Source organism: Streptomyces zaomyceticus (genome assembly GCF_014656215.1).
Taxonomy (GTDB): domain Bacteria; phylum Actinomycetota; class Actinomycetes; order Streptomycetales; family Streptomycetaceae; genus Streptomyces; species Streptomyces zaomyceticus.
In genome coordinates, this window is record NZ_BNBZ01000015.1 from 151,137 (window position 1) to 176,014 (window position 24,878).

Here is a 24,878-nt window from a genome sequence, read left to right on the forward strand (position 1 = left end):
CTGGAGCATCCGTGCCGCAGTACACCTTCATCCTGAACGGCAAGGCCGTCACCGCGGACGTCGAGGGCGACGTCCGGCTCCTCTGGGTCCTCCGGGACGTCCTCGGCGTCACCGGCCCCAAGTACGGCTGCGGGGTCGGCGTCTGCCGGGCCTGTACGAGCCACCTCAACGGCAAGGCGTTCACACCCTGCGCCGTGCCCGTCGAGGACCTCGCGCAGGACGACGAGGTCACCACGATCGAGGGTCTCCCGGACACCGTCGGGAGCGAGCTCCACCCGATGCAGGAGGCCTGGCTCGACCTCGACGTCGCCCAGTGCGGCTACTGCCAGCCCGGGCAGATCATGACCGCCGTGGCGGAGGTCCGCCGGGCCCGGGAGGCCGGGCGCGAGATCACCGAGGCCGACCTCGACACGATCCGCAACATCTGCCGCTGCGGGACCTACCACCGCATCCGGCAGGCCGTTCTGGAGGGCGCCGCCCGAATGTCCTGACAGCAGCGGTCCGGTGGACGGCGCCGCCGGGACGCCCCGAGCGGGACGGCCGGGCGGACGGCGCCGGCGGCATGTCCTGAGAACAGGTCAGACGGACGGCGCCGGCGTCTCCCGCACCGCTGCCAGATACTCCGCCACCGCGTCCCGGTTGCGGGTGAGGCAGCGGATCCGCTCGGTCATCCGGTCCCGCTCGTCCTCCAGGGTGGCCAGCATCTCCGGTGTGGCGTCGGGGAAGTGGATGATCCGCGGTTTGTTGAGGCACGGAAGAATCTGCTTGATGATCCGGGTCGGCAGACCGGCATCCAGCAGGCCCCGGATCTGCAAGACCCGGTCCACGTTCGACCCGTCGTAGACCCGGTAGCCGTTCGGCAGCCGGTCCGCGACGATGAGTCCCTGCTCCTCGTAGTAGCGCAGCAGACGACGTGGTGTTCCGGTGCGCTCCGACAGTTCCCCGATCCGCATGGGAAGCCCCCTCCCGGGACTCGCTTGACCCTCACACCAATGTGAGGGTTCGAGCATAGATCCATGCCCAACGACACGACAGCGGCCGCCCGTTCAGACGTGCCCGCCACCACATCAGCGACCCCCGACAACACCACTGCACCCTCCGGCCGACTGCCCCTCGCCGCACTGCTCGCCCTCGCCACCGCGGTCTTCGTCACCAGCCTCACCGAGACCCTCCCCGCCGGTGTGCTGCCCGCCATGAGCGCCGACCTCGGCGTCGGGGAGGCCGCGACGGGTCAGGCGGTCACCGTCTACGCCCTCGGCACGGCTCTGACCGCCGTCCCCCTGGCGGCCCGCACCGCGGGATGGCGCCGCAAGCGCCTGCTGCTCACCTCGGTCGCCGGATTCGCCGTCGCCAACACCGTCACCGCCGTCTCCTCCTCGTACGCCCTCACCATGGGCGCCCGGTTCCTCGCCGGCGTCGCGGCGGGCCTCGCCTGGGCCCTGCTCGCCGGATACGCCCGCCGTATCGCCCCACCGCACCTCCAGGGCAGGGCCGTCGCCGTCGCCATGACCGGTATCCCCCTGGCGCTCTCCCTCGGCGTCCCCGCCGGAACCTTCCTCGGCGAAGCCGTGGGGTGGCGTGTCGCCTTCACCGCCATGACCGTGATCGCCGCCGGGCTCCTCGGCTGGATCGCCCTCGCCGTCCCCGACCTGCCAGGCGAAGCACGGGGCGGGCGCGCCCCGATCGCCCGGACCGTGCGGGTGCCCGGCGTCCTGCCGGTGCTCGCCGTCACGGTCACGCTCGTCCTGGCCCACACCGTCCTCTACACCTATGTCGCCGCCTACCTCGGCCATCGCGGCCTCGCCGACTCCACCGGTCTCGTCCTGCTGGTCTTCGGTGCCGCCTCGCTCGCCGGAATCTGGTTCACCGGCCGGCACATCGACCGCAGGCTCCGGAGCCTGACCCTGGGCGGCACCGTCCTCATCGCCGTGGCCGCCGCCGTGCTCGCCGTCCCGGCCGACAGCGCTGCGCTCGTCCTGACGGCCGCCGCTCTCTGGGGGTTCGGCTGGGGCGGTGCGCCCACCCTGCTGCAGACGGCCGTCGCCGACGCGGGCGGCGACCACGCCGACACCGCCCAGACGATGCTCGTCAGCCTCTGGAACGCGGCGATGGCGGCGGGCGGCATCGCCGGTGGCGTACTGCTCGACGCGTTCGGCGCGGGAGCCCTGACCCTGGGTGTGCTCGTCGTGCTGGTCCCGGTGGTGGCGATCGTGGCGGGCGCCCGTGCCCACGGATTCCCGGCCCACGGGCGAATCCGGTGAATCCGGTCGACCCCGGACCGTGTCCGGACGCTCGCCGAGCCCCTTCGCACGGGATCCCGGAACGGCCGAAGGCCCCCACCGCGCCGATGCGGTGGGGGCCTTCGTCCGTTCCGGAACGGGTCAGGCGGCGGGCGGAACGCGGGGCGGGCGGCCCGTACCGCGCGTCAGCACGTAGCCACCGATCCCGGCGAGGGCCGCGAGAACGCCACCCGCTCCCGTCCACAGCCAGCGGTCGGACCACCAGCCGGAGGACCAGCCGTCCTCCGGGGCCGCGGCCTCGACGGCCGAGGGCCGGCCGGCGTCGGCATCGGCCTCCGCCTGGTCGGCGGTGGTCGCCCCGGGCACGAGCGGCGCGGCGAGCGAGCCGTCCGTGGCGTAGGCGCCGCCCTTGTCGACGGTGCTCACCCCTATCCGGGCGGTGAACGGCTGGCCGAGGTCGTCGTCAGGCAGCGAGGTGACGGTCAGCCGCACGTAGTAGCTGCCCGGCAGCGGGTCGTCGGCCCAGGCGTCGGCCGAGGCACGGACCGGCCGCAGCACACAGGCCAGCTCCACGGTCGCGGTCTCCTCGGCCGCCGTACGGGACTGGGTCCCGTACATGCACGGCTGGCGCCGCCGCAGCCCGTCGTACACGTCGACCCGCCAGACGGCGGGCCCGTGCCGCAGGGCCGCGTCGGGCAGGGTGACGGTGGCGTTCACCGTCGGCCTCTGGCCGACGTCGGCGGGGAACACCCAGTACAGGTAGTCACCCGTGGCGGCCTGCGCCGTGGCCTGCTGTCCGGGAAGGAACCGCGCGGCGGTACGGAAGGTGGTGCCCGCCTCCGTCGGCCCCGAGGTGGAGCGGGTGTCGTCGGGGTTCGCCGTGGCGGTGGGGGAGTCGGCCAGGGCGGCCGGAGCCGCGAGACCGAGGAGAGCGGCGCCCGTGAGCGCGGCCGCGGCGAGCATACGTACGGTACGCATCAGTTGGTCCTCCAGACAGCGACGCGCCAGCGGGACAGCCAGCCCCAGAGCAGACCGGCCACGAAGCCGACGAGGACCAGCGCGCCGAGCAGCCACCAGCCGCGGCCGAGGCCGAACGAGGCCACGTCCGACGCGGCCGACGGGCCGTCGACGACGTCGACCGTCAGCTCGATCGGCATGCCCGGGGTCGTCTTGACCGACGGGGGAGCGGAGAACGAGTTGCTGATCTGGAGACAGACGGTCTCGGCGGCGGGCTTGGCGTCACCAGGCTCGTCGTCGAGCTCCGGCTTCGGGTAGCGCAGTCCGGTCGAGATCACATCGGTGCGCCCGTCGCCGGCCTCGGAGCCGCGGACGATCTCCCGTCCGTGCTTGGTGACGGCCCGGAGCAGCACCCCGTAGTCGTTGTTGACGGCACGGTCGGCCGACACGCTGACGGAGGCGCGGAGTTCCTGACCGGGCAGCAGGTCCACCCGGTACCAGCGGTGCTGACCGAAGGCCTCGCGGTCGGTGTACAGACCGGGCTTGAGCTGCGGCGCGTCGGCGCACCGCACCGCGCCCTCGGTGGCGACCGGAGTCACGACCGGGTCGGCGGCGCGGTCGACGAGCTGCCGGACGCGGCGGGAGAGGTCCTCGGTGCGGTGGACCGAGGTGTACGTGCCTCCGGTCGCCTCCGCGATACAGGTGAGCTGCTGCCGGGTCTTGGCGTCCGGCACCAGGCCCAGGGTGTCGATGACGAGATGGATGCCCTTCGCCGCGATCTCCCGCGCCACCTGGCACGGGTCGAGCGGGGCGCAGGTGTCCTCGCCGTCCGTGATGAGCACGATCCGGCGGGTGGCCTCACCACCTTCCAGGTCCTCGGCCGCGCCGAGCAGCGCCGGGCCGATCGGTGTCCAGCCCGTCGGGGCCAGCGTGGCCACGGCGGTCTTGGCCTCGGTCCGGTCGAGCGGCCCCACCGGGTACAGCTGCCGGGTGTCCTTGCAGCCCCGCTTGCGGTCCTGCCCGGGGTAGTCGGCGCCCAGGGTGCGGATGCCCAGCTGGACCTCCTCGGGCACCGCGTCGAGGACCTCGTTGAAGGCCTGCTTGGCCGCGGCCATCCGGGACTTGCCGTCGATGTCCTTGGCCCGCATCGAGCCGCTGACGTCGAGGACCAGCTCGACCTTGGGGGATTCCTTCGCCACCGGCTCGTCGGCGGTCGCGCTCGTCGGCAGGAGCGCGACGCTCAGGGCGGCGAGCAGCGCGCAGGCCCCGGTCGCCAGCCGTTTTCTCGTGATCATCGCCGGATCGTATTGATGATCCTCCGACAATCCAAAACGGGGGGTGGTCGCTCAGACCCGGGACACGGCGGGAGGAGGGGAGCCGAGCGGCCCGCCGAGCCCGCCGGCCTGCCGACTTGCGATCAGGATTGCGGGGTGCTGCTCTGGAATGGGCAGGGGGTAAGGGCGAAATGATCCGGGCCCGAACGAGTGGCGTTCAGCCGAGGTACGGGGGACAACGCGTCGTGTGACGACGGGATGCCCCGCGCTGCGGACCCGCTATCGGAGGTTCACGATGACACAGGTCTCTGCTGCCCGCATTCCACTACGCCGGCTCATGGCCGTGCTCCTGACGACCGCCCTGACACTCTCCCTCTCGGTGGTGCTCACCGTCACCTCCACGAAAGAGGCAGCCGCCTCGTGCTCCGCCAACCGGTTCAACGGAACGTGGCGCTCGTCCGACGCGAGACTGAAGCGCATCGACGTATGGCAGGGAGAGGACTGCCATCTGTACGCCAGAGCCTGGTCGGTCTGCGAGAACGACTCGTCGCACATCTGCAGCTGGGGAAACAGGAGAATGGGAGACAGCCCGGAGCCGAACTTCCAGTTCGTCGGGTACAACTGGAGCAACGCCAATGAGGTGCTGCACCTGCGGATGAAGGACAGGTCCCACATCTCGGTGTGGGACAGCACCGACTACCACAACGGTAAGAAGGTCAGCTTCACGGTGACGATGTCCAAGAGCCGCTGAGCCCGCGAAGGGCAGCAACTCCGCCCGCGCCGCTACTGGACGAGACCCTCTCCCGAGACAGGTGGGGGTCTCGCCGTTCGTCCCCTCGACAGGATCCCCCGACCGTTCCGGCACGCACTCAACGGTGCTCGGGGTTCTCGAAGTCGAACCGGCAGCCGGCGTCCCACTCGGAGCGCTGGTTGCCGTACGCCGGGATGCCGCCGGCGTCCTTGAGCATCCGGGCGAGGTGCAGCTGGTTCCACGTCATGAAGGTGGCGTTGCGGTTGGTGAAGTCGTTCTCCGGGCCGCCCGAGCCCTCGTCCAGGTACGACGGGCCCGGCCCGGCCGGGCCGACCCAGCCCGCGTCCGCCTGCGGCGGGATCACGTACCCCAGGTGCTGGAGGCTGTAGAGGACGTTCATCGCGCAGTGCTTGGCGCCGTCCTCGTTGCCGGTGATCAGGCAGCCGCCCACGCGTCCGTAGTAGGCGTACTGGCCTCGCTCGTTGAGGATCGACGAGCAGGCGTACAGGCGCTCGATCACCTTCTTCATGACCGAGGAGTTGTCTCCCAGCCACACGGGCCCCGCCAGGGTCAGGATGTCGGCGGCCATCACCTGCGAGTAGATGACCGGCCACTCGTCCGTCTCCCACCCGTGCTCCGTCATGTCCGGCCAGACACCGGTGGCGATGTCGATGTCCACCGCCCTGAGCACCTCGACCTGCACGCCCTGGCGCTCCATGATCCCGGTGCTGATGTCGATCAGCCCCTGTGTATGGCTGCGCTCCGGGGAACGTTTCAGGGTGCAGTTGATCACCAGGGCGCGCAGGTCGGCGTACGACGTCGTTGAGTCCGGCACGGAATGTTCCTCCAAACGCAGCGGGAGTCCGGATGTGAAGGCGCTGGCGATCTCCCGGTTCAGCTCACCAGACCTTCGCCCCGGGCGCTCGCGGAGCGGGGCCGGTTGCCTGACAGCCCGCCCGCCGCGGGTGCCGGCCCCTCGACGCTACGCGGAGTGGTGCGACGGCACGGCGTCGACGAGTGCGGCCAGGGCCGCGCCCAGCGCCGCCGTGCCCGGGCCGGCCTCGCCACCCGGCTCGTCCATGTAGAGATCGCGGCGGATCTCGATCATCAGCGCGCCGACCCGCGGATCCTTGCCGTAGTACGGCAGCGGTACGTACGTCCCGGCGAAGGGCGTGTCCGTGGCCAGGCCCCCGAACCCGCCGAACGCCTCCCGCGCGGCGTCCAGGAGGGACGGCGGGGTGTGGAACGGGTCCGTGCCGAGGCACACCGGCGGGCGGGGCCCGTCACCGTGCAGTTCGTACGGCAGCGGCTCCGTCGGGTACGAGTGGACGTCGACGATCACCGCGCGTCCCGTCGCCGCCAGCCGCTCAGCCACGGCGTCGGCCATGGCCCCGGCGTACGGCGTGAAGTACCGGTCGAGCAGCGGCGCCGGGTCGAACCCGGCCGGCCTGAGCGCGCCGCGGTGCGTGGTCCGGGTGTACACCGCGCCCATCCCGACGGCCAGCATCTCCTCGCGCTCGTCCGGGAAGCGCTCGGGGTCGACGACCAGCCGGGAGAGCCGATTGACGAACCGCCAGGGGGTGATCCCCGCGCCCGCCGCGGCGAAGGCGGCGATCTCCGCCGTGTGGGCGTCGGTGATGTGGTCCAGCTCGCGGCCCAGTTCCGCGTCGCCGAGCAGGATGCCCTCGCGCACGTCCGGGGGCACCACCCGTGAGGAGTGCGGCACATGGAGAAGGACGGGGGAGTCCGGAGCACCGGCGAGAACGTCGAACGAGCGTGAGGTCATCGCCTCAGCCTCCCACAGGCCGCGCCCGCCGTGTCCTGATCCGGCGCCCGGCACATCCGTCGGTACGGGTCAGTGGTCCAGTGCCACGGCCGCGTGGATGGTCTTGCCGTCCGGGCGGGTGTCCACGGTCACCTCGCGGCAGAGCCGCAGCACGATCGGCCAGCCGTAGCCGCCGGACGGCAACTCCCCGCGGCGTTCGTAGAGGGGGGACTTCCCGCTGGAGTCGGAGACGGACACGGTCGCACGGTCACGTTCGACCCCGATGCCGAAACCGGTGACGCCGCCGCCGTGGCGGTGGGCGTTCGTGACGAGTTCCGAGGTGACGAGGAGCAGGTCGTCGACCTGCGCGGGCCGCAGGGGGCCGAGCCCCGCGAGGGTGTGACGGACGAGCTGCCGCGCGTCGGCGGGCGTACGGACCGAGGAGCATCCGTCGGTTCCGGTGGTGTGCGGGTGGGTCCCGGGTGTCCAAGACCAGGTCTCGCTCCGGGTATTCATGACAGGTCCCTTTCTCCCTGGTTCATCGGGCGGTGTCGGTTTTCGCCTTCCCGTTCGAGCCGGGGTGATGCGTCCCTCCGGGCACGCAAGAGGCCTTCCGCGGGGCAGGGAGTGCCTCCCGGAAGCGGGGGTACGAGAACGGGGACCGCTGAACGGACCGAGAACAAGAGGAGGTTGTTCCCGTGCGGACCGATCCGGCCGAGGCGACGACGACGTACGCGACGAACGGCACGCGTGAGGACCTGCCTGTTCTCGAGGTACCGCATGAGCTCCCACCCCAGGACGCGCGCGCCCTGTCGAAGGTGTTCCTCCGCGAGTTGGCGGCGCGGGAGGAAGGGACGGAGGGCCATCAGTACGTCCGTAACACCCTGATCGAGATGAACATGTCGCTGGTGGTCTACGCGGCGGGCAGGTTCCGCGCGCGGGGCGACGAGACGGAGGACGTCGTCCAGGTCGGCATGATCGGTCTGATCAAGGCGATCGACCGCTTCGACCTGTCGCGCGAGGTGGAGTTCGCCACGTTCGCGGTGCCGTACATCGTGGGCGAGATCAAGCGGTTCTTCCGTGACACCACCTGGGCGGTGCACGTGCCGCGGCGGCTCCAGGAGGCGCGTGTGGAGCTGGCGAAGGCGACCGACGAGCTGAGTTCACGGCTCGGCCGGGCCCCGCTGATCGCGGAGCTGGCACCCGTCATGGAGTTGTCCGAGGACCAGGTGGTGGAGGCCCAGGTCGCCGCCAACGGCTACAACTCGACGTCGCTGGACGCCAGGATCGCCGGCGGTGGCGACGAGGACGAGGACGCCGCACTGGGCGATCTGCTCGGCCAGGAGGACCCGGCGCTCGCACTGTTCGAGGAGTTCCACACCCTGGCGCCGCTGGTGGAGGCCCTCGGCGAGCGCGACCGGCTGCTGCTGCACCTCCGCTTCGTCGAGGAGCTGACCCAGACGCAGATCGGCGAGCGGCTCGGTGTCTCCCAGATGCATGTCTCCCGGCTGCTGGCCCGGAGCCTGAAGCGGCTGCGGGAGGGCATGGTCGAGCCGGGCACGGACGGCTGAGGGGCACCATGCCCCGGGCGGACCCTGGTCCAAGGTGGGGAACAGGCGTCTGAAGAGACGTGGCACGAGACGGCTGTGGAGGGTGCGCGGCCCGGCGGTGGCCGGGCCGCGCACCCTTCTGCGCGCCGGGATCTGTCAGGAGTGGTCCCACGCGGGTGCGGCGATGAAGGAGGGGCGCCGGACGGGGGCGGCGAAGGGCGCCTCGGGCTGGTTCTCGACGCTGTTGAAGACGAGGAACACATTGGACCGGGGGTACGGGGTGATGTTGTCGCCCGACCCGTGCAGGGCGTTGCAGTCGAACCAGGTGGCCGATCCGGCGGGACCCGTGAAGTGGCGGATGCCGCACGCGTCGGCGAAGGTGGTCAGCGCCTCGTGGGAGGGGGTGCCCGCGTCCTGCATCCGGAGCGACTTCTTGTAGTTGTCCCGGGGAGTGGCCCCGGCACAGCCCAGGAAGGTGCGGTGCGAACCCGGCATGATCATCAGGCTGCCGTTGGTGGTGTGGTTCGGGGTCAGCGCGATCGAGACCGAGACGGTCCGCATCTGCGGCAGGCCGTCCTCCGCGTGCCAGGTCTCGAAGTCGGAGTGCCAGTAGAAGCCGCTGGCGCCGAAGCCGGGCTTGACGTTGACCCGCGACTGGTGGACGTATACCTCGGAGCCGAGGATCTGGCGGGCGCGTCCGACGATCCGGGGGTCCTCGGCCAGCCGGCCGAAGACCTCGCTGATCCGGTGGACCTCGAAGACGGACCGTATCTCCCGGGAGTGGGGCTCGACCACGGCGCGCTCGTCGGCCTGCACGGCGGGGTCGGAGACGAGCCGGTCCAGCTCCGCCCGGAGCGCGTCGACCTCCTCGGGGGTGACGAGCTCGTCCACCGTGACGAAGCCGTCGCGGTCGTACTCCTCCAGTTCACGGTCCCAGAAGGGACCTGCCGTGCCGGGCTCGGACCACACGACCGGGTCCTTGCGGCCGATCAGTTCCTCCTTGGGGCCACGGGTGGGGTAGAGGTCGACGGGGCGGGTGGGTGCGGAGGGCATGAGGGAGCGTGCTTCCTTTCTCGTACGCGTGCGTGCGGTCTCGTGACACCTGTCCGGTGTCTCGTGACGCGCCGCTCGTGGTGGCGCGCGTTTCGTCCGTCTCGCGACTCGTGGGGCGTCGGCCGGACCGTGCCGTGGGCTCAGGCGTCGTCCCGGACGGTCCCGTCGGGCTCGGTGAGCAGGGGGTAGACACCGTTCTCGTCGTGGTCCTCGCGCCCGGTGACGGGCGGGTTGAAGACGCACAGGCAGCGGAAGTCCTGCTTGACCTTGAGGGTGTGGCGCTCGTGTCCGTCGAGCAGATACATCGTCCCGGGCACGATCGTGTACGTGCGACCCGTCTCGTGGTCGGTGAGCTCGGCCTCGCCGGCCGTGCAGACGACGGCCTCGACGTGGTGCGCGTACCACATGGAGGTCTCGGTTCCGGCGTACAGCACCGTCTCGTGGAGGGAGAAGCCGACCCGTTCGCGGGCCAGGACGATGCGCTTGCTCTCCCAGGTGCCGGACGTGGCCCTCACGTGCCGCTCTGTGTTCTCCAGCTCGTCGAAGGAACGGACGATCATGGGTGTGCCTTTCGGATCTGTGCCGCCCCGGGGGCGGGCGGTGGGGGTACGGCGGTGAGGATCAGGCGCTGTGCCGGACGGAGCGGGCGAGGATGCCGAGGCCCTCGTCGAGTTCGTCGTCGGTCGCGGTCAGCGGGGGCAGCAGCTTGACCACCTCGCCGCGCGGACCCGAGGTCTCGACGAGCAGACCGGTCTCGAAGGCGCGCCTGCACACGGCGTCGGCGCGCTCCCCGTCGGTGAACTCCAGGCCCCACACCAGTCCGCGGCCGCGGACCGAGAGCCCGCCGCGTCCGTCGTCCGCGCAGAGGTCGAGGAGGGCGCGCTCCACCCGGTCCGCCCGGCTCAGGGTGCGCTCGCGCAGGGCGCCGTCGCGCCAGTAGGTGTCGAGGGCGGCGGTGGCGGTGACGAAGGCGGGGTTGTTGCCGCGGAAGGTGCCGTTGTGCTCGCCGGGCTGCCACACGTCGAGCTCCGGCCGGAACAGGCAGAGCGCCATGGGCAGGCCGTAGCCGCCGATGGACTTGGACAGGGTGACGATGTCGGGCGTGATGCCCGCCTCCTCGAAGGAGAAGAAGTCGCCCGTGCGTCCGCAGCCCATCTGGACGTCGTCCACGATGAGGAGCATGTCGTGGCGGCGGCAGAGGTCGGCGAGTCCGCGCAGCCATTCGGCCCTGGCGACGTTGACGCCGCCCTCGCCCTGCACGGTCTCGACGATCACGGCCGCCGGGTGGTCGAGGCCTGAGCCGGCGTCGTCCAGGAGCCGTTCGAACCAGAGGAAGTCGGGGAGCCGCCCGTCGAGGTAGTCGTCGAAGGGCATGCGGATCGCGTGGTTCAGCGGGACGCCCGCGCCGGCGCGCTTGGCGGCGTTGCCGGTGACGGCGAGCGAACCGAGCGACATGCCGTGGAAGGCGTTGGTGAAGGAGACGATCGTCTGCCGTCCGGTGACCTTCCGGGCGAGCTTCAGGGCGGCTTCCACGGCGTTGGTGCCGGTGGGGCCGGGGAACATCACCTTGTAGGGCAGGGCGCGGGGTTCCAGGACCGTCGAGTGGAAGGTCTCCAGGAAGGCGCGTTTGGCGGTCGTCGACATGTCGAGACCGTGGGTGATCCCGTCGTCGGCGAGGTAGTCGAGGAGGGCCCGCTTGAGCGCGGGGTTGTTGTGGCCGTAGTTCAGCGAGCCGGCGCCCGCGAAGAAGTCGAGGTACGGGCGCCCCTGCTCGTCGTACAGCCGGCTGCCCACCGCGCGCTCGAACACGACGGGCCAGGCGCGGCAGTAGCTGCGGACCTCGGATTCGACGGTCTCGAAGACGGTGGGCGTGGCGATGTCGGTCAGGGTCACGAAGTCTCTTCTCCAGAGTGTTGTGGGGATCGTGGGGTGCGCGGACGACGGGTCAGGACGCCGTGTCACCGAGGGGGCCGATGCGGTACAGGACCTCGGAGTCGTGCCCCGCGGCGGGGAAGGCGGACGAGGGGAACAGGACCTCCTGCGTCACCTCCGCGCCGTGACGGCGTGCGTACGACCGGAACAGCCGGTCGGACGCCAGGTTTCCCGGGGTGACCGTCGCCTCGACACGGCTGATTCCGTGTGTGGCCGCCACCCGTGCGGACAGATCGTCGAGCAGGGTCCCGGCTACCCCGCTTCCGCGGTGCGAACCCTCGACGGCGATCTGCCAGACGAAAAGGGTCTCCGGGGCGTCGGGCCGCAGGTAGCCGGTGACAAAGCCGATCGGGCGTCCGGAGGAGTCACGGGCGACGGCGGTCGTGTCGGCGAAGTCACGGCACCACAGCAGGTAGCTGTACGGCGAGTTGAGGTCCAGCTCTCCCGAGCCGCGTGCGATGCGCCAGAGCTCGGCGCCGTCCGCGATCGTCGGGGGAGTCGTGCGGGCAGTGGTCATGGGAGTCATGGGCGCCGAAGTTACCCAGTGGATCTCGGAACTTCCTGGCCCGGAGGGCTTGTTCCGGGCGGCACCACGTGATAGGTGCACTGGGGGCCTCAGGGGTGCGAATACCTGCTCCACTGCTCGGCAAACCACCGCAAAAGGGTGTGAAGTCCCCGTTTGTAACGGATGGATAACGGCTCAGGGGTACTTCCACCGTTCACGCCAAGAGCGTGAGAACATCCGCCATTTGACGTTTGAAGGCGTCGGGAGCGGTCAGGCGTACGGGTCGCCCCGAGCGGGCCGCCGTCGCGCACTCCGGAACGCGGCGGAGCCGGGCCGGGTGCTGCGAGCCCGGCCCGGCTCCGTTCGCTTCCGGCGCGCACGCGTCGCGCCGTCGGCCTACCAGATCGCCTCGACCCACTCCGGGTGGTCGATGAACGGGTTCCGGTTGCCCTGGTAGGTGTTGTATATGACGTCGTTGCGACGCTCTTCGAAGGCGCTCGGCGGGTCCTGCTCGTTCCACTGCTTCAGGACCGAGAGGCGGCCGTGGAAGCGGACGCTTCCGTTGGTGGTCGACTCGTTGGGCTCCAGATCGGCCCAGGCGTCGTCACCCTCGTAACGGACGGCCATGTAGAGGATCATCCGGGCCACGTCGCCCTTGTCGGCGTCGCGCGGCTCGAACGAGTTGCTGTCCGTGTAGCTGCCGGGAGCGCCGCTGACGGCGCTGCCGCCGTTGTCGAAGTCCTTGTTCCCCCGGATGCCGTTGACCTGGACGTCCGCCGCGCGCAGATGGTGGAGGTCGGTGCCCGGGCCGGCCGAGGTGCCGAAGTTGCCGTGGGACTGGGCCCAGGTGTGCTCACGGTTCCAGTCGCCGACGTCACCGCCGTTGAGGCTCTTGCTCCGCGAGGTGCCGCTGTAGAGCAGGATCACGTTGTTGGTGTTGCCGGGGTCCTGGTCGGTGACCTTCAGCGCGTTCCAGACCGCGTCGTACGAGATCTTGCTCTGGCTGCCGATGATGGTGTGCAGCGAGGACTTGAGGCTCGTGCCGGTCTTGCCGACCGCGTTCTTGTAGTACGTGCTGTCGTAGGCGTTGGTGGTGGCGCCGGCGGGGGTTGCGGCGACCGTGGGGAGCGTGACGCCGACGAGGGTGGCGGCGACAGCCGCCGCCCACACCTTCCAGCTGCCGATCCGCACAACGGACATGGGGGGCCCTTTCCCGGGGACGGTACACGTGGGGGCAGCGGGTCGTCGGCTCAACGATTCCGCTGTCTACGCGTGTTGACTTCGTGTCATCGGGAGAGTGGCACACGGCAGGTACCTGTCATGTAACGAGGAGGAGGCTGTTGCATGACGAGTTTGCATATGGCCGAAACGAGGGGTGCCCTCCGGAGCCTGTCGCGGAGATCGCCCCCGTCGGATCGGGGCGGTCCCGGGTGTCCTCAGGCGCCCCGGACGTCCACCGGCATCCCCTTCGGCTCCTTGATCCGCTTCATGATGATCTGCGAGTTCACCTCGGTGACCCCGGTCAGGGTCGTCAGCCGCTCGATCCACAGCCGCTCGTACGCCGCGAGGTCGGCCACCGCGATCCGCAGCAGACAGCCGGGGCTCCCGAACAGCCGGTACGCCTCGATGACGTCCGGCACGTCCTGGAGCGCCTCCTCGAAGGCCTCGACCGTCTCCCGGTCGCGCCGCACCTCCACCGAGACGAGCACCTCGAAGCCCCGCCCCACCGCCTCCGGGTCGATGATCGCCCGGTAGCCCTGGATCACGCCGTCCTGCTCCAGCTGACGTACCCGGCGCAGACAGGGGGAGGGGCTCAGCCCCACCCGCTGGGCCAGCTCCTGGTTGCTGAGCCGGCCGTCGTTCTGAAGCTCGCGCACGATATGGAGATCGATTCGGTCCATGGCGCAATTATCTACCACGCTGAAACATTCCTGCGGCTGATTTCGCAATCGCCTTGCGCACCTCCTGTCCTATCGTTGCGATGCCGGGAGATTTCGGTACGGAGTAAGCAAGACGGAGTAAGGGCGGCAGTCATGAAGCGGACGAACGACGGGGGAGCGCGCCGGATCGTCGTCATCAGCACCGGCGGCACGATCGCCAGCCGCTGGCAGGGCACCGGCTACGCGGCCGACGCCTCCGGCAACGACGTCCTGGCCACCGCCCCCCTCCCCGAGGGCGTCACCGTCGAGGTCGTCGACCTCTTCAACGTCAACAGCTCCCGGATGACCGCGGCCCACCAGCTCGCCCTCCTGCGGACCGTCCACGAGACCTTCGCCGACCCCGGCGTCGACGGCATCGTGATCACCCACGGCACCGACACCCTGGAGGAGACCGCCTTCCTCCTGGACCTCCACCACAGCGACTCCCGACCGGTCGTCCTCACCGGCGCCCAGCGCCCCTTCGGCACCGGCGACGGGGACGGCCCGGGGAACCTCTACGACGCGCTCCAGGTCGCCTCCACCGTCAGCGACCTCGGCGTCCTCGTCGTCTTCGACGGCCGTGTCCACGCCGCCCGCGGCACGGTCAAGACCCAGACCCTCGCCGCCGACGCCTTCTCCGACCCCTCGGCCGAGCGCCTGGGCCGCGTCGGGTTCTCCCGCGTCGACATCGAGCGGCAGCCGGAGCGCCCGACGCCGCTGCCGCTGCCCGCCGCCGCGTACAAGGCCGCCCCCGGCAACACCGGCCCCGGCGCCTTCCCTCTGCCCCGCGTCTCCGTCGTCACGCATCACTCCGACGGCGACCCCTTCCTCCTGAACGCGGCGGTCGCGGCCGGCGCCCGGGGCATCGTCCTCGTGGCGACCGGCGCCGGCAACGCCACCCCCGAGATCGCCGCCGCCGTGGCCGACGCGGTCGCCCAGGGCGTCCTCGTCGCCGTCACCACCCGCGTTCCCGCGGGGCCGCTCGCCGAGATCTACACCGGTGGCGGTGCCGTCGACCTCGTCGCCGCCGGGGCCCTGCTCACCGGCACGCTCCGTGCCGCGCAGGCGCGGATCGCGGTCCTGGCGACGCTCCTCGCCGAGGGCGGCTCCGGCGACCCCGCCCGGAGTACGGCCCTGCTGCGCCGCCTCCTCGACGGCCCGGTCCGCGCGGAACCGGCCCTGGCCACCGGCGGCTCCCGCTCGGCCTCGGCGGTCGCCGCCCGCGCCTGACCGCGCACCCGAAACCCCGGCTCGCGGGTGGCGCCCCCCAGCCCGCCCGCGAGCCGGCGCCAACTCCTCGGCGCCCGCCGGAGCCCGCGCCGCGGGTCACCGCGCTCTCCGTAGGGCCTGTACGGCCCCGTACCGGCCCGGAGCCCGCCGCCGTCCTCCCGACGCGCGGTGCACGGGCTCGTACGGCTCCGGGCCCGGCCGTCGCCCCCTCGCCGCGCGCCGATACCCGCGCCCGCGGGCGTTCTGCCCTCACCACCCCCGGCGCGCTGTCGCCGGACCCCAGCCCTTCGTGTCGCGACGAGGACGCAACGCGCCCTCCGGCGCGCCGTCCAACCTGCCCGCCCCTCCCCTCCCTCCCCAAGGACGACATCCATGGTTCCCGCACCGGCCCCGCACCCCCTTCCCGTCCGTCGCGAGCACGATCTGCTGGGTGACCGGGACGTGCCCGCCGACGCCTACTGGGGTGTCCACACCCTGCGCGCCACCGAGAACTTCACCGTCACCGGCACCCCGATCTCCGTCTACCCGCTGCTGATCGACGCGCTCGCCGCCGTCAAGGAGGCCGCCGCCCGCGCCAACGAGGAGCTGGGTCTGCTCCCCGCCGACAAGGCCGCCGCCATCGCCGGTGCCTGCCGGGAGATCCGTGCGGGGGAGCTCCACGAGCAGTTCGTCGTCGACGTCGTCCAGGGCGGCGCCGGTACCTCCACCAACATGAACGCCAACGAGGTCGTCGCCAACCGCGCCCTGGAACTCCTCGGCCACGCCAAGGGCGACTACGACCGGCTCCACCCCAACGAGGACGTCAACCTCGGTCAGTCCACCAACGACGTCTACCCGACCGCCATCCGCATCGCGGCGATCGGCGCGGCCCGTGAACTCCTGCTCGCGATGGCCGTGCTCCAGGACGCCTTCGCCGCCAAGGCCCTGGAGTTCCGCGAGGTCGTGAAGATGGGCCGGACCCAGCTCCAGGACGCGGTTCCCATGACGCTGGGCCAGGAGTTCTCCACGTACGCCGTGATGCTGGAGGAGGACCGCAGCCGGCTCGCCGAGGCCGTCGAGCTCATCCACGAGATCAACCTCGGGGCCACCGCCATCGGCACCGGTCTCAACGCGGCCCCGGGCTACGCCGAGACCGCCCGCCGCAACCTGGCCGAGCTGACCGGCCTGCCGCTGGTGACCTCCGTCAACCTGATCGAGGCCACCCAGGACTGCGGTGCCTTCGTGCAGCTGTCCGGAGTCCTCAAGCGCATCGCGGTCAAGCTCTCCAAGACCTGCAACGACCTCCGACTGCTCTCCTCGGGGCCGCGCGCCGGGCTCAACGAGATCAACCTGCCGCCGGTCCAGGCCGGTTCGAGCATCATGCCCGGCAAGGTCAACCCGGTGATCCCCGAGGTCGTCAACCAGGTCGCCTTCGAGGTGATCGGCAACGACATCACCATCACCATGGCCGCCGAGGCGGGTCAGCTCCAGCTCAACGCCTTCGAGCCGGTCATCTTCCACGCCCTGTCGAAGAGTCTGCTCTCGCTGCGCGCCGCCTGTCTGACCCTCGCCGAGCGGTGCGTCAGCGGCATCACGGCCAACACCGAGGCCCTCCGGGCGGCCGTGGAGAACTCCATCGGCCTCGCCACCGCGCTCAACCCCCACCTCGGCTACACGGCCGCCACGGCCATCGCGCAGGAGGCGCTCGCCACCGGGCGCGGAGTCGTCGAACTCACCCTGGAGAAGGGGCTGCTGCCCGCCGAGCGGCTTGCCGAGCTGCTCACCCCCGAGCGTCTCACCGGCGCCCCGGGACCCGCGCTCGCCTGACCGGCCGCGGGGGGCATCCCTTCGAGAAGGGGAGTCGCACGGAAGTTACCCGTCGGTTTCTCGTGACTTCCCCGATGCCCGACAGTAGAACATGTTCCCATTCGCTCACGAGTGAGGAACGTCACATGAGTGAACACCCCCTGCCCGCAAAGGGAATCGGCGGCGTGAGCCGCCGCCGATTCCTCGCGGGAACAGGTTCTGTTCTGGGCGCCGCGGCCCTCGTCGGTCACGCCGCCCCGGCCCATGCCCAACCCCGCCTCGCCGACACCCCCATCCCCACCGGCTCCCACGTCCCCGCCCTCGTCATCGGCACCGGATACGGCGGCTCCGTCGCCGCCCTCCGTCTCGCCCGCGCCGGCGTCGACGTCCACATGGTCGAGATGGGCATGGCCTGGGACACCCCGGGACCCGACGGGAAGATCTTCGCCAACACCACCCGACCCGACTACCGCTCCTTCTGGCTGCGGACCCGTACCAAGCAGCCGCTGAGCAACTTCCTCGGCTTCCCCCTCGACAAGGACATCCCCCGGCACACCGGCATCCTCGACGCCGAGGACTTCGCCGGCATCACCGTCTACCAGGGCCGTGGCGTCGGCGGCGGCTCCCTCGTCAACGGCGGTATGGCCGTCACCCCGCGCCGGGAGAACTTCGCCGCCATCCTCCCCACCGTCGACGCGGCGGAGATGTACTCCACGTACTACCCGCGCGCCAACGCCGGACTCGGCGTCACCGCCGTGGACCAGGCCTGGTGGGAGAGCACCTCCTGCTACCAGTACGCCCGCGTCGGCCGCAAGCACGCCCAGCGCTCCGGCTTCCCCTTCGTGTTCGTCCCGAACGTCTACGACTGGGACTACATGAAGCAGGAGGCCGCCGGGGCCGTCCCGAAGTCGGCCCTGGACGGCGAGGTCATCTACGGCAACAACGCCGGCAAGAAGACCCTCCAGAAGACCTATCTGGCCCAGGCCGCGGCCACCGGCCGCGTCACCGTATCGGCGCTGCACAAGGTCACCTCCGTCACCCCCGCGGCGGGCGGCGGCTACACGGTCGCCATCGACCAGATCGACACGACCGGCGCCACCCTCGCGAGCAAGACCGTCACCGCCGACAAGGTCTTCTTCGCCGCCGGAAGCATCGGGACGAGCAAGCTCCTCACCCGCCTCAAGGCCACCGGCGCGCTCCCCGCCCTCAACGGCGAGATCGGCAAGGGCTGGGGCGACAACGGCAACGTCATGTGCGGCCGCGCCAACCACATGTGGGACCCGACCGGCAAGCTCCAGTCGGCGATGCCCACCGCGGGCATCGACAACTGGGACGCGGGCGGCGCCTTCGCCGAGGTCGCCCCGCTGCCCACCGGCATCGAGACCTACGCCTCCTTCTACCTGTCCATCACCAAGACCCCCCACCGGGCCGAGTTCACCTGGAACCCGGCCACCGGCAAGGTCGACCTGAGCTGGGACAGGGCCTGGAAGCAGACCTCGATCGACGCGGCGAAGACCATCTTCGACAAGATCAACTCCAAGGAGGGCACGATCTACCGCACCGACCTCTTCGGCGCGTACAAGATCTGGGGCGACCACCTCACGTACCACCCGCTGGGCGGCGCGGTCCTGGGCAGGGCGACCGACAACCACGGCCGCCTCCACGGCTACTCCGGGCTGTACGTCATCGACGGGTCCCTGATCCCCGGCAACGCCAGCGTCAACCCGTTCGTCACCATCACGGCCCTCGCCGAACGCAACATCGAACGCATCGTGGCCGAGGACTTCTGACCGGGAGCGCGCACCCGTACGGAGAAGGGCCGGCCGGTCTTCACCGGCCGGCCCTTTCCCCTCCCGCGTTCAGTGCGTCGGCAGCACGCAGACGGTGTCGAGCCCGAGCACCCGGTTGAGCCGCCCGAAGGCCAGCCACGACCCCAGACTCATCGTCAGTTCGACGATCTCCGCCTGGCTGTACCGGGCCGTCATCCGGTCCCAGAACTCCTCGTCCAGACCGTGGTGGTCCAGCGCGTACCGCTCCGCGTACTCCGCCGCGAGCCGTGTCCGCTCGTCGAAGGACTCCGAGACCTCCGTCTCCCGCCACGCCGAGACGACCTCGTCGAAGCTCTCCTCGACCTTCACCCCGTCCCGGTCGGTACGCCAGTCCAGACAGAAGCCGCAGCCGTTGATCTGCGCGATCCGCAGCCGCGCCGCCTCGAACTCGCGCAGCCCCAGCGTCGTATGGGCGTACACCGACAGCGAGAAGTTCGCGGCCGCCGTCCCGATCTCCGGGACCATGTCGCCCCACACGTACCCGATCGGCTCCTGGCCCTCGGGAATGTCGATGATCACCGTGGTCTCCTTCCCAGCTTCCCGACCGCCGGCCGCAACGGCACGTCCAGCGCGTCGTACAGTCCCGGCTCCGCCGCCGCCAGCCAGTCGATCGCCCCGACCAGCCGGCCCACCGCCGTCGCGTTCCCGCCCGCCGACCGGTTCTCGCCCTCGGCCGTCGCCGCGACCGTCACCTCGATCCGGGGGCTGCCCTCGACGATCACCCGGTGCGCCCCCGCCCCGTCCGGCGGCACCGGCCAGTCCGGCGCGCAGGAGGGATGGATACGGGTCACGTGCTCGATCACGATGCGGGGCTCGCCGCCGACGATCCCCTGCACCTCGAAGCGGATCGCACCCTGTGTGCCCGCCTCGAACACACCCATCGTCCGCGTCTTCACGGTGGACTCCAGCGGGCGCCGGTCCACCGTCTCGCGGATCTCGTCGAGCTCGGCGCCGAGCGCGCGGGCCATCAGGCGTATCTGCCCGCCCCACACCATCGTCGGGACCGTCGGCAGCAGCATCGGCGGCTCGTAGTCGAGGGGCCGGCCCATCCCGATCAGGTCCCGGACCGACTCCTCCTGCTCGTACGTCGAGTAGTCGAAGATCTCCTGGCAGCGGATCGCGTCCACCGTGCTGCCGAGCCCGCTCATGAGGAGCGGGAGGATGTCGTTGCCCCAGCCCGGGTCCACCCCCGACGCGAAGAGCGAACCGCCGCCCTCGGTGATCGCGGCGAGCACCGGGTCCCGGAACTCGGGCGGTGCGTTGCGCTGGTCGTAGAGCGGATAGAGCGCCGGCGTGACCACCACCGCACCCGCCCGCACCGCCCGTGCCACGTCCTCGAGCGCCCCGTCGGGCCGGGTGTCGCCGGTGGCGGCGTACACCACCGCCCCCGGCCGCCCTTCGAGCACCGCGGCGACGTCGTCGACGGCCACCACCCCGAGGTCGTGGCCGAGCCCCGCGAGCCGGCCCGCGTCCCGTCCGACCTTCGCCGGATCGGAGACCAGCACGGCCGCGAGTTCGAGCCCTGGATGGGCGTCCACGGCGCGGATCGCCGCGCGCCCGACATTTCCGGTACCCCACACCACCGTCCGAATCATGCGCGGAGGGTAGCGCCGGGCTCCGAAGGTTCCCAGACCCGCGACGCAATGATCTGACGAATCGTCAGATTGCTGGAGGGGTCCGGGCGCGTCAGGCCAGCCGCAGCGTCACGAACGGCACCGTGTCGCCCGGCAGGACGTACCGCTCCACCTCCACGAAGCCGCGGGTCAGCGCGAACCGCAGCCCGGCCTCGTTCGAGGCCAGCACCACCGTCTCCACGCCCTCGTCGCTCAGCGTCCGCGCGTGCGCGAGCCCCCGCTCGTACAGCGCCGTTCCGACACCACGCCCCCGGAACTCCGGCAGCGTCCGCGCGATGACCGTGGCCGACGGCGTCTCCCCGTCCGGCGGGCGGACCGTCGAACAGCCCACCGCCACCGGGCCCAGGTACGCGACGTCCAGCCGGTTCCGGCCCGCGCGCTCCCGGACCTCCTCGGGGGAGAGGACCGCCGTGGGGATGATCGTGTTGTGGACGGACCGCCAGTCGGCGAGCTGTGCCTCGCTCCGGGCCGATTCGATACGAAGATCGTTCATTCGTGCAGGAAACCGCCCCGCGCCGGGACGGTCAACCGCTTTCGGGGACCCGGCGACCACCGGCGGACGCGGCCGTACGGGTGAGGCCGCCGCCACCACGGCAGCGCCGCCCGCCGAACGGGTACCCATCGCACCATTGCCCCCGGCCAGGAGGATCCGTCCATGTCCGTCCACAAGGGCGCCCCCGCGCTGCTGAGCGCCGGCACACTGTGCGCGGCCCTGCTGCTCACCGGTTGCGCGAGCACCGCGCCACCCGCCCCCGCCGCCCCCGCGGGGGCGACCGCCGCGGCGCCGCCCGCGGCCGGTGACTCCCGCCCCGAGGGCTTCCCACCCGGAGCGGCCGCCGGGGCGGGCGGCCCCGGTCGGGCGGCGAACAGCCTCGCCTCCGCCCCCGCTCCCGCGCCCGCCCCCCGGATCCCCGGCATCGGCCCCACGACCCACTCCTTCGTCCCCGACGGCACCACCCAGGCCTTCGTCGTGACCGGCGACACCGGCGACGACAACACCTCCACCGCGACGCTCTACGAGCGGAACGCCGCCGGCCGCTGGACCGCGGCCGCCGGACCCTGGCCCACGCACAACGCCCTCCGGGGCTGGACCGCCGACCACGTCGCCGGCGACCTGCGCACCCCGATCGGGGTCTTCCGGCTCGGCGACGCGGGCGGCCGGCTGCCCGACCCCGGCGCCCGCCTCCCGTACGACCAGGACGACCAGTTCGCCATCAGCGGCACCGGCTTCGCCGGCGAACCCCTCGAAGGCTCCTTCGACCATGTGATCGCCATCGACTACAACCGCGTGCCCGGCCGCACGCCGCTCGACAAGGAACGCCCCTACGGCGCCGAGAAGGGCGGCGGCGTCTGGATCCACGTCGACCACGGCGGTCCCACCCAGGCCTGCGTCACACTGCGGCGCGGCGCGCTGCGCGAACTGCTGCGCGCGCTCGACCCGGCCAGGGAACCGGTCGTGGTCATGGGCCCGACGGCCGAACTCGCGCGCTGAACCACGGCCGGGCGCCTCATCGGCGCCCGGCCCCGTGGTGGTGGCAGCGGCCTCCTGCCGTCGTTTCCTCTGCCGTCGCGCCCCCGCCGTCGCCTGCTCCGCCCTCGGCCTCCCCGGGCCGTCAGTTCCCCCCGCCGGCCCCCACCGCCCCGCGGAACGGGCCCGTGTGGAGGCGGACCTGCTCGGGGGTCAGATACGCGTCCGTGTACTCGAAGTCCCGCAGGGTGCCCGACTTCGCCGCCAGGAACCCGGTCCGCACGAAGTCGTCCCCGGCCGCCGCGTTCAGCAGCCAGTTCGTCATCACCCGGGTCTTGGCCACATTGGTCCGCAGCGCTGCCCAGTGGTACGCGCGGGCCACGGCCTGGGCCGGTGCCCCGTGCAACTCCACACCGAGCGGCTTCGAGACCCCGTCCAGCCCGCCGAGGTCCACCACGAGCCCCAGATCCTTGTGCGTGTACGGATGGGTCGGCTCCGCGCGGAGCGTCGAGACCAGGTTGTCGGCCAGTGCCTTACCCTGCCGCATCGCGTGCTGCGCGGTCGGCGGGCAGATCGCGCCCTCCTCGCCCTTGGCGAGATCGGGCACCGCCGCCGCGTCGCCCAGCGCCCATACCCCGTCGAGCCCCGGCACCTTCATCTCGGCCGAGACGACCAGGCGGCCCCGGAAGGTCTCCTGGTTGAGGGTGCCGATCAGCGGACTCGCCGCCACCCCGGCCGTCCAGATCAGCGTCCGGCTCGGGAGCACCCGCCCGTCGGTGAGCGTCACCGCCTCGTCGTCCACCGAGGCCACCGACACCCCGAGCGACACCTCGATGCCGCGCTTCGTCAGGATGTCCATCGCGGCGGCGCCCAGCTTGTCGCCCAGCTCGGGCATGAGCTTCGGCGCGATGTCCACCAGATGCCACTTGATCAGCTTCGGGTCGATCCGCGGATACCGCTTGACCGCGTTGTGGGTCAGCAACTGGAGGCAGGCCGCCGTCTCCGTTCCCGCGTAGCCGCCGCCGACCACCACGAACCGCAGTCGCGCGGCCCGCTCCTCCTCGTCGTTGCTCGCGTCCGCCAGGTCCAGCTGCGCGATGACGTGGTCGCGGATGTACACGGCCTCCGCGAGTGTCTTCATCCCGCGCGCGTGCTCGGCGAGCCCCGGGATGTCGAAGCTGCGGGTGACGCTGCCGGGTGCGAGCACGAGATGGTCGTACGGCTCGGTCACGTACTCGCCGGCGATCGTCCGCACCACACAGGCCTTGGCCGCCGTGTCCACGCCGACCACGCCACCGGGCACGATCCGGGTGCGGTGGCGTTCGCTGCGCCGCAGCGACAGCGCGACCGACTGGGGGGTCAGCACCCCTGCCGCCACCTGGGGGAGCAGCGGGAGGTACAGCTGGTACGAGAACGGCGAGAGCAGTGCGAGCTGGGCCTCGCGTTCCGCAAGCCGTCGTTCGAGCCTCCGTACGCAGGCGACTCCGGCGAATCCGGCGCCCACCACGAGAATCCTCGGTCGCGTCACGCTGTCCGCCCTTCCGTAGGAGCGTGCAAGAAGCCCACGGATGTGGCTGAGTGAGCCGATATGAGAATTCTTTGCTGATTATCCGTGGCTCACCCTTTTTATCGTCATTACGGCAGGATCGCTCCTCGGCAAGGTCCGCCACGCTCCGGTCGCGGCCCGCCTCGGTCCGCCACGGCTGGCCCCGGCCCGGGGGGCCGATTCAGCTGCTGCTCCGCCTCTGCTCCGCTTCCGGGCGTCAGAGCACCACGACGCCCAGCGGCCGCGAGCCCGCCTCCAGGCGGCGGGTGTCGCCCGTGTCGAGATCGACGATGCTCAGGCCGTCCCAGTACCCGTCGCGGGTGAACCCACCGCTCACATAGGCGGTCCGGCCGTCCTTCGACACGGCGACGGTCTCGTGCGGACCCTCCAGGGGGTAGACGCGCTCGGCGCCGCCCGGCGTCCGGACCGTCAGGGAGGGGCCGCGGTCCTCGGACGGGTCGATCGGCCCCGTGCCCACCGTGAGGAGCGTCCCGTCGGCCGTCACCGTGGCACCGTGCTGATGGGTGTTCGCGGTCATCGGCTCGATCGTCGTGCGGCCCGTGCGCGGGTCGACGACCGCCAGCCGCTCGCCCTCGAAGGGCAGCAGCAGCTTGCCGTCCGAGGGCCGTACGGCCGTGTAGTGCGGCTTCAGCCACGAACCGAGCCCGCCCTCCGTGCCGTACGGCGCGACCTCCACCCGGCGCGGCTCCAGCGTGCCCGCCGTGACGATCGTGACGTCGAAGGAGTCGTGGTTCGTCGCGTACACCTCGGAGCCGTCCCCCGACACGTCCACGTCGAAGGGCCGCCGGCCGACCGGAACCGTGTCGGTGACCCGCAGGGACGCCGTGTCGATCACCTCCAGGGTGCCGTTCCCGCCGGGCACGTTGACCCCCACGTACACCCGCCGGCCGTCCGGGGCGAGCGCGATGCCCATGCCACCGCCCCGGTACTCGCCCGTGGTGACCGGCCCCGCGTCCGTCTCGTACGGAATGAGCGCGAGCCGCTGCCTGGTCGTCGTGTCCACGACCGCGACGCCCTCGGCGGTCGCCACCCACGCCCGGCCGTCCGTACCGACGACCAGACCGTACGGGGCGGTGCCGACCTTCACCGAGCCGATGGCACCCCGCGCCGGGTCGACGAAGGTGACGGTGTCGGAGCCGAAGTCGCCGACGAGCAGCGTGCCCGGTGCGGGCCTGCCCGTCGGTGCGGGGGTCACGGTGCCGGAAGAGCCGTCCGAGGGGCCTCCGGTGATGGGGGTGGCCCCGGCCGGCGATGTCGAGTCCGCGGCGGAGGCCGCCCCTCCCGACCCCTGAGCGCACCCGGCGAGCAGGGCGACGGCCACCGCTCCGGGCAGGAGCACCCGGGCGGCACGGGACGCACGGCGGTACTTCGTCATGACGGACTCCTCGGTACGGCGAACACGCGCGGCCCCGACCGGAG

General features: G+C 71.5%; 25 protein-coding genes. 8 read left to right on the forward strand and 17 right to left on the reverse strand.

Going from position 1 to position 24,878, the window contains the following annotated elements:
• Positions 1-11 precede the first annotated feature (11 nt).
• Positions 12-491, forward strand: a complete 480-nt coding sequence (locus IE311_RS20750; RefSeq protein WP_189833238.1) for a (2Fe-2S)-binding protein — start codon at positions 12-14, stop codon at positions 489-491.
• An 87-nt stretch (positions 492-578) separates the two neighbouring features.
• On the opposite strand, the gene IE311_RS20755 is transcribed toward IE311_RS20750, so the two are convergent.
• A complete protein-coding gene (locus IE311_RS20755) occupies positions 579-953 on the reverse strand; it encodes a MerR family transcriptional regulator (RefSeq protein WP_189833239.1) in 375 nt (124 codons plus the stop codon).
• Between the two features lie 63 nt (positions 954-1,016).
• Here IE311_RS20755 and IE311_RS20760 point away from each other — a divergent pair, with 63 nt between their 5' ends.
• On the forward strand, positions 1,017-2,261 hold the full coding sequence (locus IE311_RS20760) for an MFS transporter (protein WP_189833240.1): 1,245 nt from the start codon (positions 1,017-1,019) through the stop codon (positions 2,259-2,261).
• 120 nt (positions 2,262-2,381) lie between these two features.
• Here the strand turns inward: IE311_RS20760 and IE311_RS20765 are convergent, their stop codons facing one another.
• Positions 2,382-3,218: a hypothetical protein gene (locus IE311_RS20765; RefSeq protein ID WP_189833241.1), complete on the reverse strand. Its 837-nt coding sequence runs from the start codon at positions 3,216-3,218 to the stop codon at positions 2,382-2,384.
• Positions 3,218-4,492 carry a VWA domain-containing protein gene (locus IE311_RS20770; RefSeq protein WP_189833242.1) on the reverse strand — a complete coding sequence of 425 codons (1,275 nt, stop codon included), beginning with the start codon at positions 4,490-4,492 and terminating at the stop codon, positions 3,218-3,220. Before IE311_RS20770 ends, IE311_RS20765 begins: the two co-directional genes overlap by 1 nt.
• Positions 4,493-4,808: 316 nt before the next feature.
• Here IE311_RS20770 and IE311_RS20775 point away from each other — a divergent pair, with 316 nt between their 5' ends.
• Positions 4,809-5,222, forward strand: a complete 414-nt coding sequence (locus IE311_RS20775) for a hypothetical protein (protein WP_189833286.1) — start codon at positions 4,809-4,811, stop codon at positions 5,220-5,222.
• A 118-nt stretch (positions 5,223-5,340) separates the two neighbouring features.
• On the opposite strand, the gene IE311_RS20780 is transcribed toward IE311_RS20775, so the two are convergent.
• The 3 genes from IE311_RS20780 to IE311_RS20790 all read right to left on the reverse strand — a co-directional run bounded on the left by IE311_RS20780 (position 5,341) and on the right by IE311_RS20790 (position 7,503).
• A complete protein-coding gene (locus IE311_RS20780; RefSeq protein ID WP_189833243.1) occupies positions 5,341-6,057 on the reverse strand; it encodes a flavodoxin family protein in 717 nt (238 codons plus the stop codon).
• A 147-nt stretch (positions 6,058-6,204) separates the two neighbouring features.
• Positions 6,205-7,008 (reverse strand): N-formylglutamate amidohydrolase, encoded by an 804-nt coding sequence (locus tag IE311_RS20785; protein ID WP_189833244.1) that lies wholly within the window; start codon positions 7,006-7,008, stop codon positions 6,205-6,207.
• Positions 7,009-7,077: 69 nt separating this feature from the next.
• Positions 7,078-7,503: an ATP-binding protein gene (locus IE311_RS20790; RefSeq protein ID WP_189833245.1), complete on the reverse strand. Its 426-nt coding sequence runs from the start codon at positions 7,501-7,503 to the stop codon at positions 7,078-7,080.
• Between the two features lie 182 nt (positions 7,504-7,685).
• On the opposite strand from IE311_RS20790, the gene IE311_RS20795 reads away from it, so the two are divergent.
• A complete protein-coding gene (locus IE311_RS20795) occupies positions 7,686-8,558 on the forward strand; it encodes an RNA polymerase sigma factor SigF (protein WP_189833246.1) in 873 nt (290 codons plus the stop codon).
• 135 nt (positions 8,559-8,693) lie between these two features.
• On the opposite strand, the gene thpD is transcribed toward IE311_RS20795, so the two are convergent.
• From thpD to IE311_RS20825, 6 genes are all read right to left on the reverse strand, one after another.
• Entirely contained in the window at positions 8,694-9,590 is an 897-nt protein-coding gene (gene thpD / locus IE311_RS20800) for an ectoine hydroxylase (protein ID WP_189833247.1), read from the reverse strand.
• A 140-nt stretch (positions 9,591-9,730) separates the two neighbouring features.
• Entirely contained in the window at positions 9,731-10,150 is a 420-nt protein-coding gene (locus IE311_RS20805) for an ectoine synthase (RefSeq protein ID WP_189833248.1), read from the reverse strand.
• Between the two features lie 61 nt (positions 10,151-10,211).
• Positions 10,212-11,483, reverse strand: a complete 1,272-nt coding sequence (gene ectB / locus IE311_RS20810) for a diaminobutyrate--2-oxoglutarate transaminase (protein WP_189833249.1) — start codon at positions 11,481-11,483, stop codon at positions 10,212-10,214.
• 52 nt (positions 11,484-11,535) lie between these two features.
• Positions 11,536-12,048 carry a diaminobutyrate acetyltransferase gene (gene ectA, locus IE311_RS20815; protein WP_189833250.1) on the reverse strand — a complete coding sequence of 171 codons (513 nt, stop codon included), beginning with the start codon at positions 12,046-12,048 and terminating at the stop codon, positions 11,536-11,538.
• Positions 12,049-12,423: 375 nt separating this feature from the next.
• A complete protein-coding gene (locus IE311_RS20820) occupies positions 12,424-13,227 on the reverse strand; it encodes an endonuclease I family protein (protein ID WP_189833251.1) in 804 nt (267 codons plus the stop codon).
• Positions 13,228-13,463: 236 nt separating this feature from the next.
• Positions 13,464-13,928, reverse strand: a complete 465-nt coding sequence (locus IE311_RS20825; RefSeq protein WP_189833252.1) for an Lrp/AsnC family transcriptional regulator — start codon at positions 13,926-13,928, stop codon at positions 13,464-13,466.
• 132 nt (positions 13,929-14,060) lie between these two features.
• Here IE311_RS20825 and IE311_RS20830 point away from each other — a divergent pair, with 132 nt between their 5' ends.
• From IE311_RS20830 to IE311_RS20840, 3 genes are all read left to right on the forward strand, one after another.
• Positions 14,061-15,176, forward strand: a complete 1,116-nt coding sequence (locus IE311_RS20830; RefSeq protein ID WP_189833253.1) for an asparaginase — start codon at positions 14,061-14,063, stop codon at positions 15,174-15,176.
• 372 nt (positions 15,177-15,548) lie between these two features.
• The gene (locus IE311_RS20835) at positions 15,549-16,982 is read left to right on the forward strand and encodes an aspartate ammonia-lyase (RefSeq protein WP_189833254.1); all 1,434 of its coding nucleotides are present in this window, start codon (positions 15,549-15,551) and stop codon (positions 16,980-16,982) included.
• A 125-nt stretch (positions 16,983-17,107) separates the two neighbouring features.
• Positions 17,108-18,751 (forward strand): GMC oxidoreductase, encoded by a 1,644-nt coding sequence (locus tag IE311_RS20840; RefSeq protein WP_189833255.1) that lies wholly within the window; start codon positions 17,108-17,110, stop codon positions 18,749-18,751.
• Positions 18,752-18,820: 69 nt separating this feature from the next.
• On the opposite strand, the gene IE311_RS20845 is transcribed toward IE311_RS20840, so the two are convergent.
• From IE311_RS20845 to IE311_RS20855, 3 genes are all read right to left on the reverse strand, one after another.
• Positions 18,821-19,309 carry a carboxymuconolactone decarboxylase family protein gene (locus tag IE311_RS20845; RefSeq protein WP_189833256.1) on the reverse strand — a complete coding sequence of 163 codons (489 nt, stop codon included), beginning with the start codon at positions 19,307-19,309 and terminating at the stop codon, positions 18,821-18,823.
• Positions 19,306-20,385: an NAD(P)H-dependent amine dehydrogenase family protein gene (locus tag IE311_RS20850; RefSeq protein WP_189833257.1), complete on the reverse strand. Its 1,080-nt coding sequence runs from the start codon at positions 20,383-20,385 to the stop codon at positions 19,306-19,308. Before IE311_RS20850 ends, IE311_RS20845 begins: the two co-directional genes overlap by 4 nt.
• A 91-nt stretch (positions 20,386-20,476) precedes the next feature.
• A complete protein-coding gene (locus IE311_RS20855) occupies positions 20,477-20,917 on the reverse strand; it encodes a GNAT family N-acetyltransferase (protein WP_189833258.1) in 441 nt (146 codons plus the stop codon).
• Between the two features lie 162 nt (positions 20,918-21,079).
• On the opposite strand from IE311_RS20855, the gene IE311_RS20860 reads away from it, so the two are divergent.
• Positions 21,080-21,916, forward strand: a complete 837-nt coding sequence (locus IE311_RS20860) for a L,D-transpeptidase family protein (RefSeq protein WP_189833259.1) — start codon at positions 21,080-21,082, stop codon at positions 21,914-21,916.
• Positions 21,917-22,037: 121 nt separating this feature from the next.
• Here IE311_RS20860 and IE311_RS20865 read toward each other — a convergent pair whose 3' ends face one another.
• Together IE311_RS20865 and IE311_RS20870 are read right to left on the reverse strand one after the other, a co-directional pair.
• Entirely contained in the window at positions 22,038-23,420 is a 1,383-nt protein-coding gene (locus IE311_RS20865) for an NAD(P)/FAD-dependent oxidoreductase (RefSeq protein ID WP_189833260.1), read from the reverse strand.
• 235 nt (positions 23,421-23,655) lie between these two features.
• Positions 23,656-24,834 carry a YncE family protein gene (locus IE311_RS20870; protein ID WP_189833261.1) on the reverse strand — a complete coding sequence of 393 codons (1,179 nt, stop codon included), beginning with the start codon at positions 24,832-24,834 and terminating at the stop codon, positions 23,656-23,658.
• Between the last annotated feature and the right edge of the window lie 44 nt (positions 24,835-24,878).

Excerpts from the sequence above, each read along its gene's own strand:
- IE311_RS20850 (WP_189833257.1), bottom strand. The coding sequence starts at position 20,385 with ATGATTCGGACGGTGGTGTGGGGTACCGGAAATGTCGGGCGCGCGGCG.
- IE311_RS20770 (WP_189833242.1), bottom strand. The coding sequence starts at position 4,492 with ATGATCACGAGAAAACGGCTGGCGACCGGGGCCTGCGCGCTGCTCGCC.
- IE311_RS20790 (WP_189833245.1), bottom strand. The coding sequence starts at position 7,503 with ATGAATACCCGGAGCGAGACCTGGTCTTGGACACCCGGGACCCACCCG.
- IE311_RS20835 (WP_189833254.1), top strand. The coding sequence starts at position 15,549 with ATGGTTCCCGCACCGGCCCCGCACCCCCTTCCCGTCCGTCGCGAGCAC.
- IE311_RS20855 (WP_189833258.1), bottom strand. The coding sequence starts at position 20,917 with ATGAACGATCTTCGTATCGAATCGGCCCGGAGCGAGGCACAGCTCGCC.
- IE311_RS20785 (WP_189833244.1), bottom strand. The coding sequence starts at position 7,008 with ATGACCTCACGCTCGTTCGACGTTCTCGCCGGTGCTCCGGACTCCCCC.
- IE311_RS20755 (WP_189833239.1), bottom strand. The coding sequence starts at position 953 with ATGCGGATCGGGGAACTGTCGGAGCGCACCGGAACACCACGTCGTCTG.
- IE311_RS20820 (WP_189833251.1), bottom strand. The coding sequence starts at position 13,227 with ATGTCCGTTGTGCGGATCGGCAGCTGGAAGGTGTGGGCGGCGGCTGTC.
- IE311_RS20860 (WP_189833259.1), top strand. The coding sequence starts at position 21,080 with ATGTCCGTCCACAAGGGCGCCCCCGCGCTGCTGAGCGCCGGCACACTG.
- IE311_RS20760 (WP_189833240.1), top strand. The coding sequence starts at position 1,017 with ATGCCCAACGACACGACAGCGGCCGCCCGTTCAGACGTGCCCGCCACC.
- IE311_RS20870 (WP_189833261.1), bottom strand. The coding sequence starts at position 24,834 with ATGACGAAGTACCGCCGTGCGTCCCGTGCCGCCCGGGTGCTCCTGCCC.
- IE311_RS20775 (WP_189833286.1), top strand. The coding sequence starts at position 4,809 with ATGGCCGTGCTCCTGACGACCGCCCTGACACTCTCCCTCTCGGTGGTG.
- IE311_RS20765 (WP_189833241.1), bottom strand. The coding sequence starts at position 3,218 with ATGCGTACCGTACGTATGCTCGCCGCGGCCGCGCTCACGGGCGCCGCT.
- IE311_RS20840 (WP_189833255.1), top strand. The coding sequence starts at position 17,108 with ATGAGTGAACACCCCCTGCCCGCAAAGGGAATCGGCGGCGTGAGCCGC.
- IE311_RS20805 (WP_189833248.1), bottom strand. The coding sequence starts at position 10,150 with ATGATCGTCCGTTCCTTCGACGAGCTGGAGAACACAGAGCGGCACGTG.
- IE311_RS20825 (WP_189833252.1), bottom strand. The coding sequence starts at position 13,928 with ATGGACCGAATCGATCTCCATATCGTGCGCGAGCTTCAGAACGACGGC.
- IE311_RS20830 (WP_189833253.1), top strand. The coding sequence starts at position 14,061 with ATGAAGCGGACGAACGACGGGGGAGCGCGCCGGATCGTCGTCATCAGC.
- thpD (WP_189833247.1), bottom strand. The coding sequence starts at position 9,590 with ATGCCCTCCGCACCCACCCGCCCCGTCGACCTCTACCCCACCCGTGGC.
- ectA (WP_189833250.1), bottom strand. The coding sequence starts at position 12,048 with ATGACTCCCATGACCACTGCCCGCACGACTCCCCCGACGATCGCGGAC.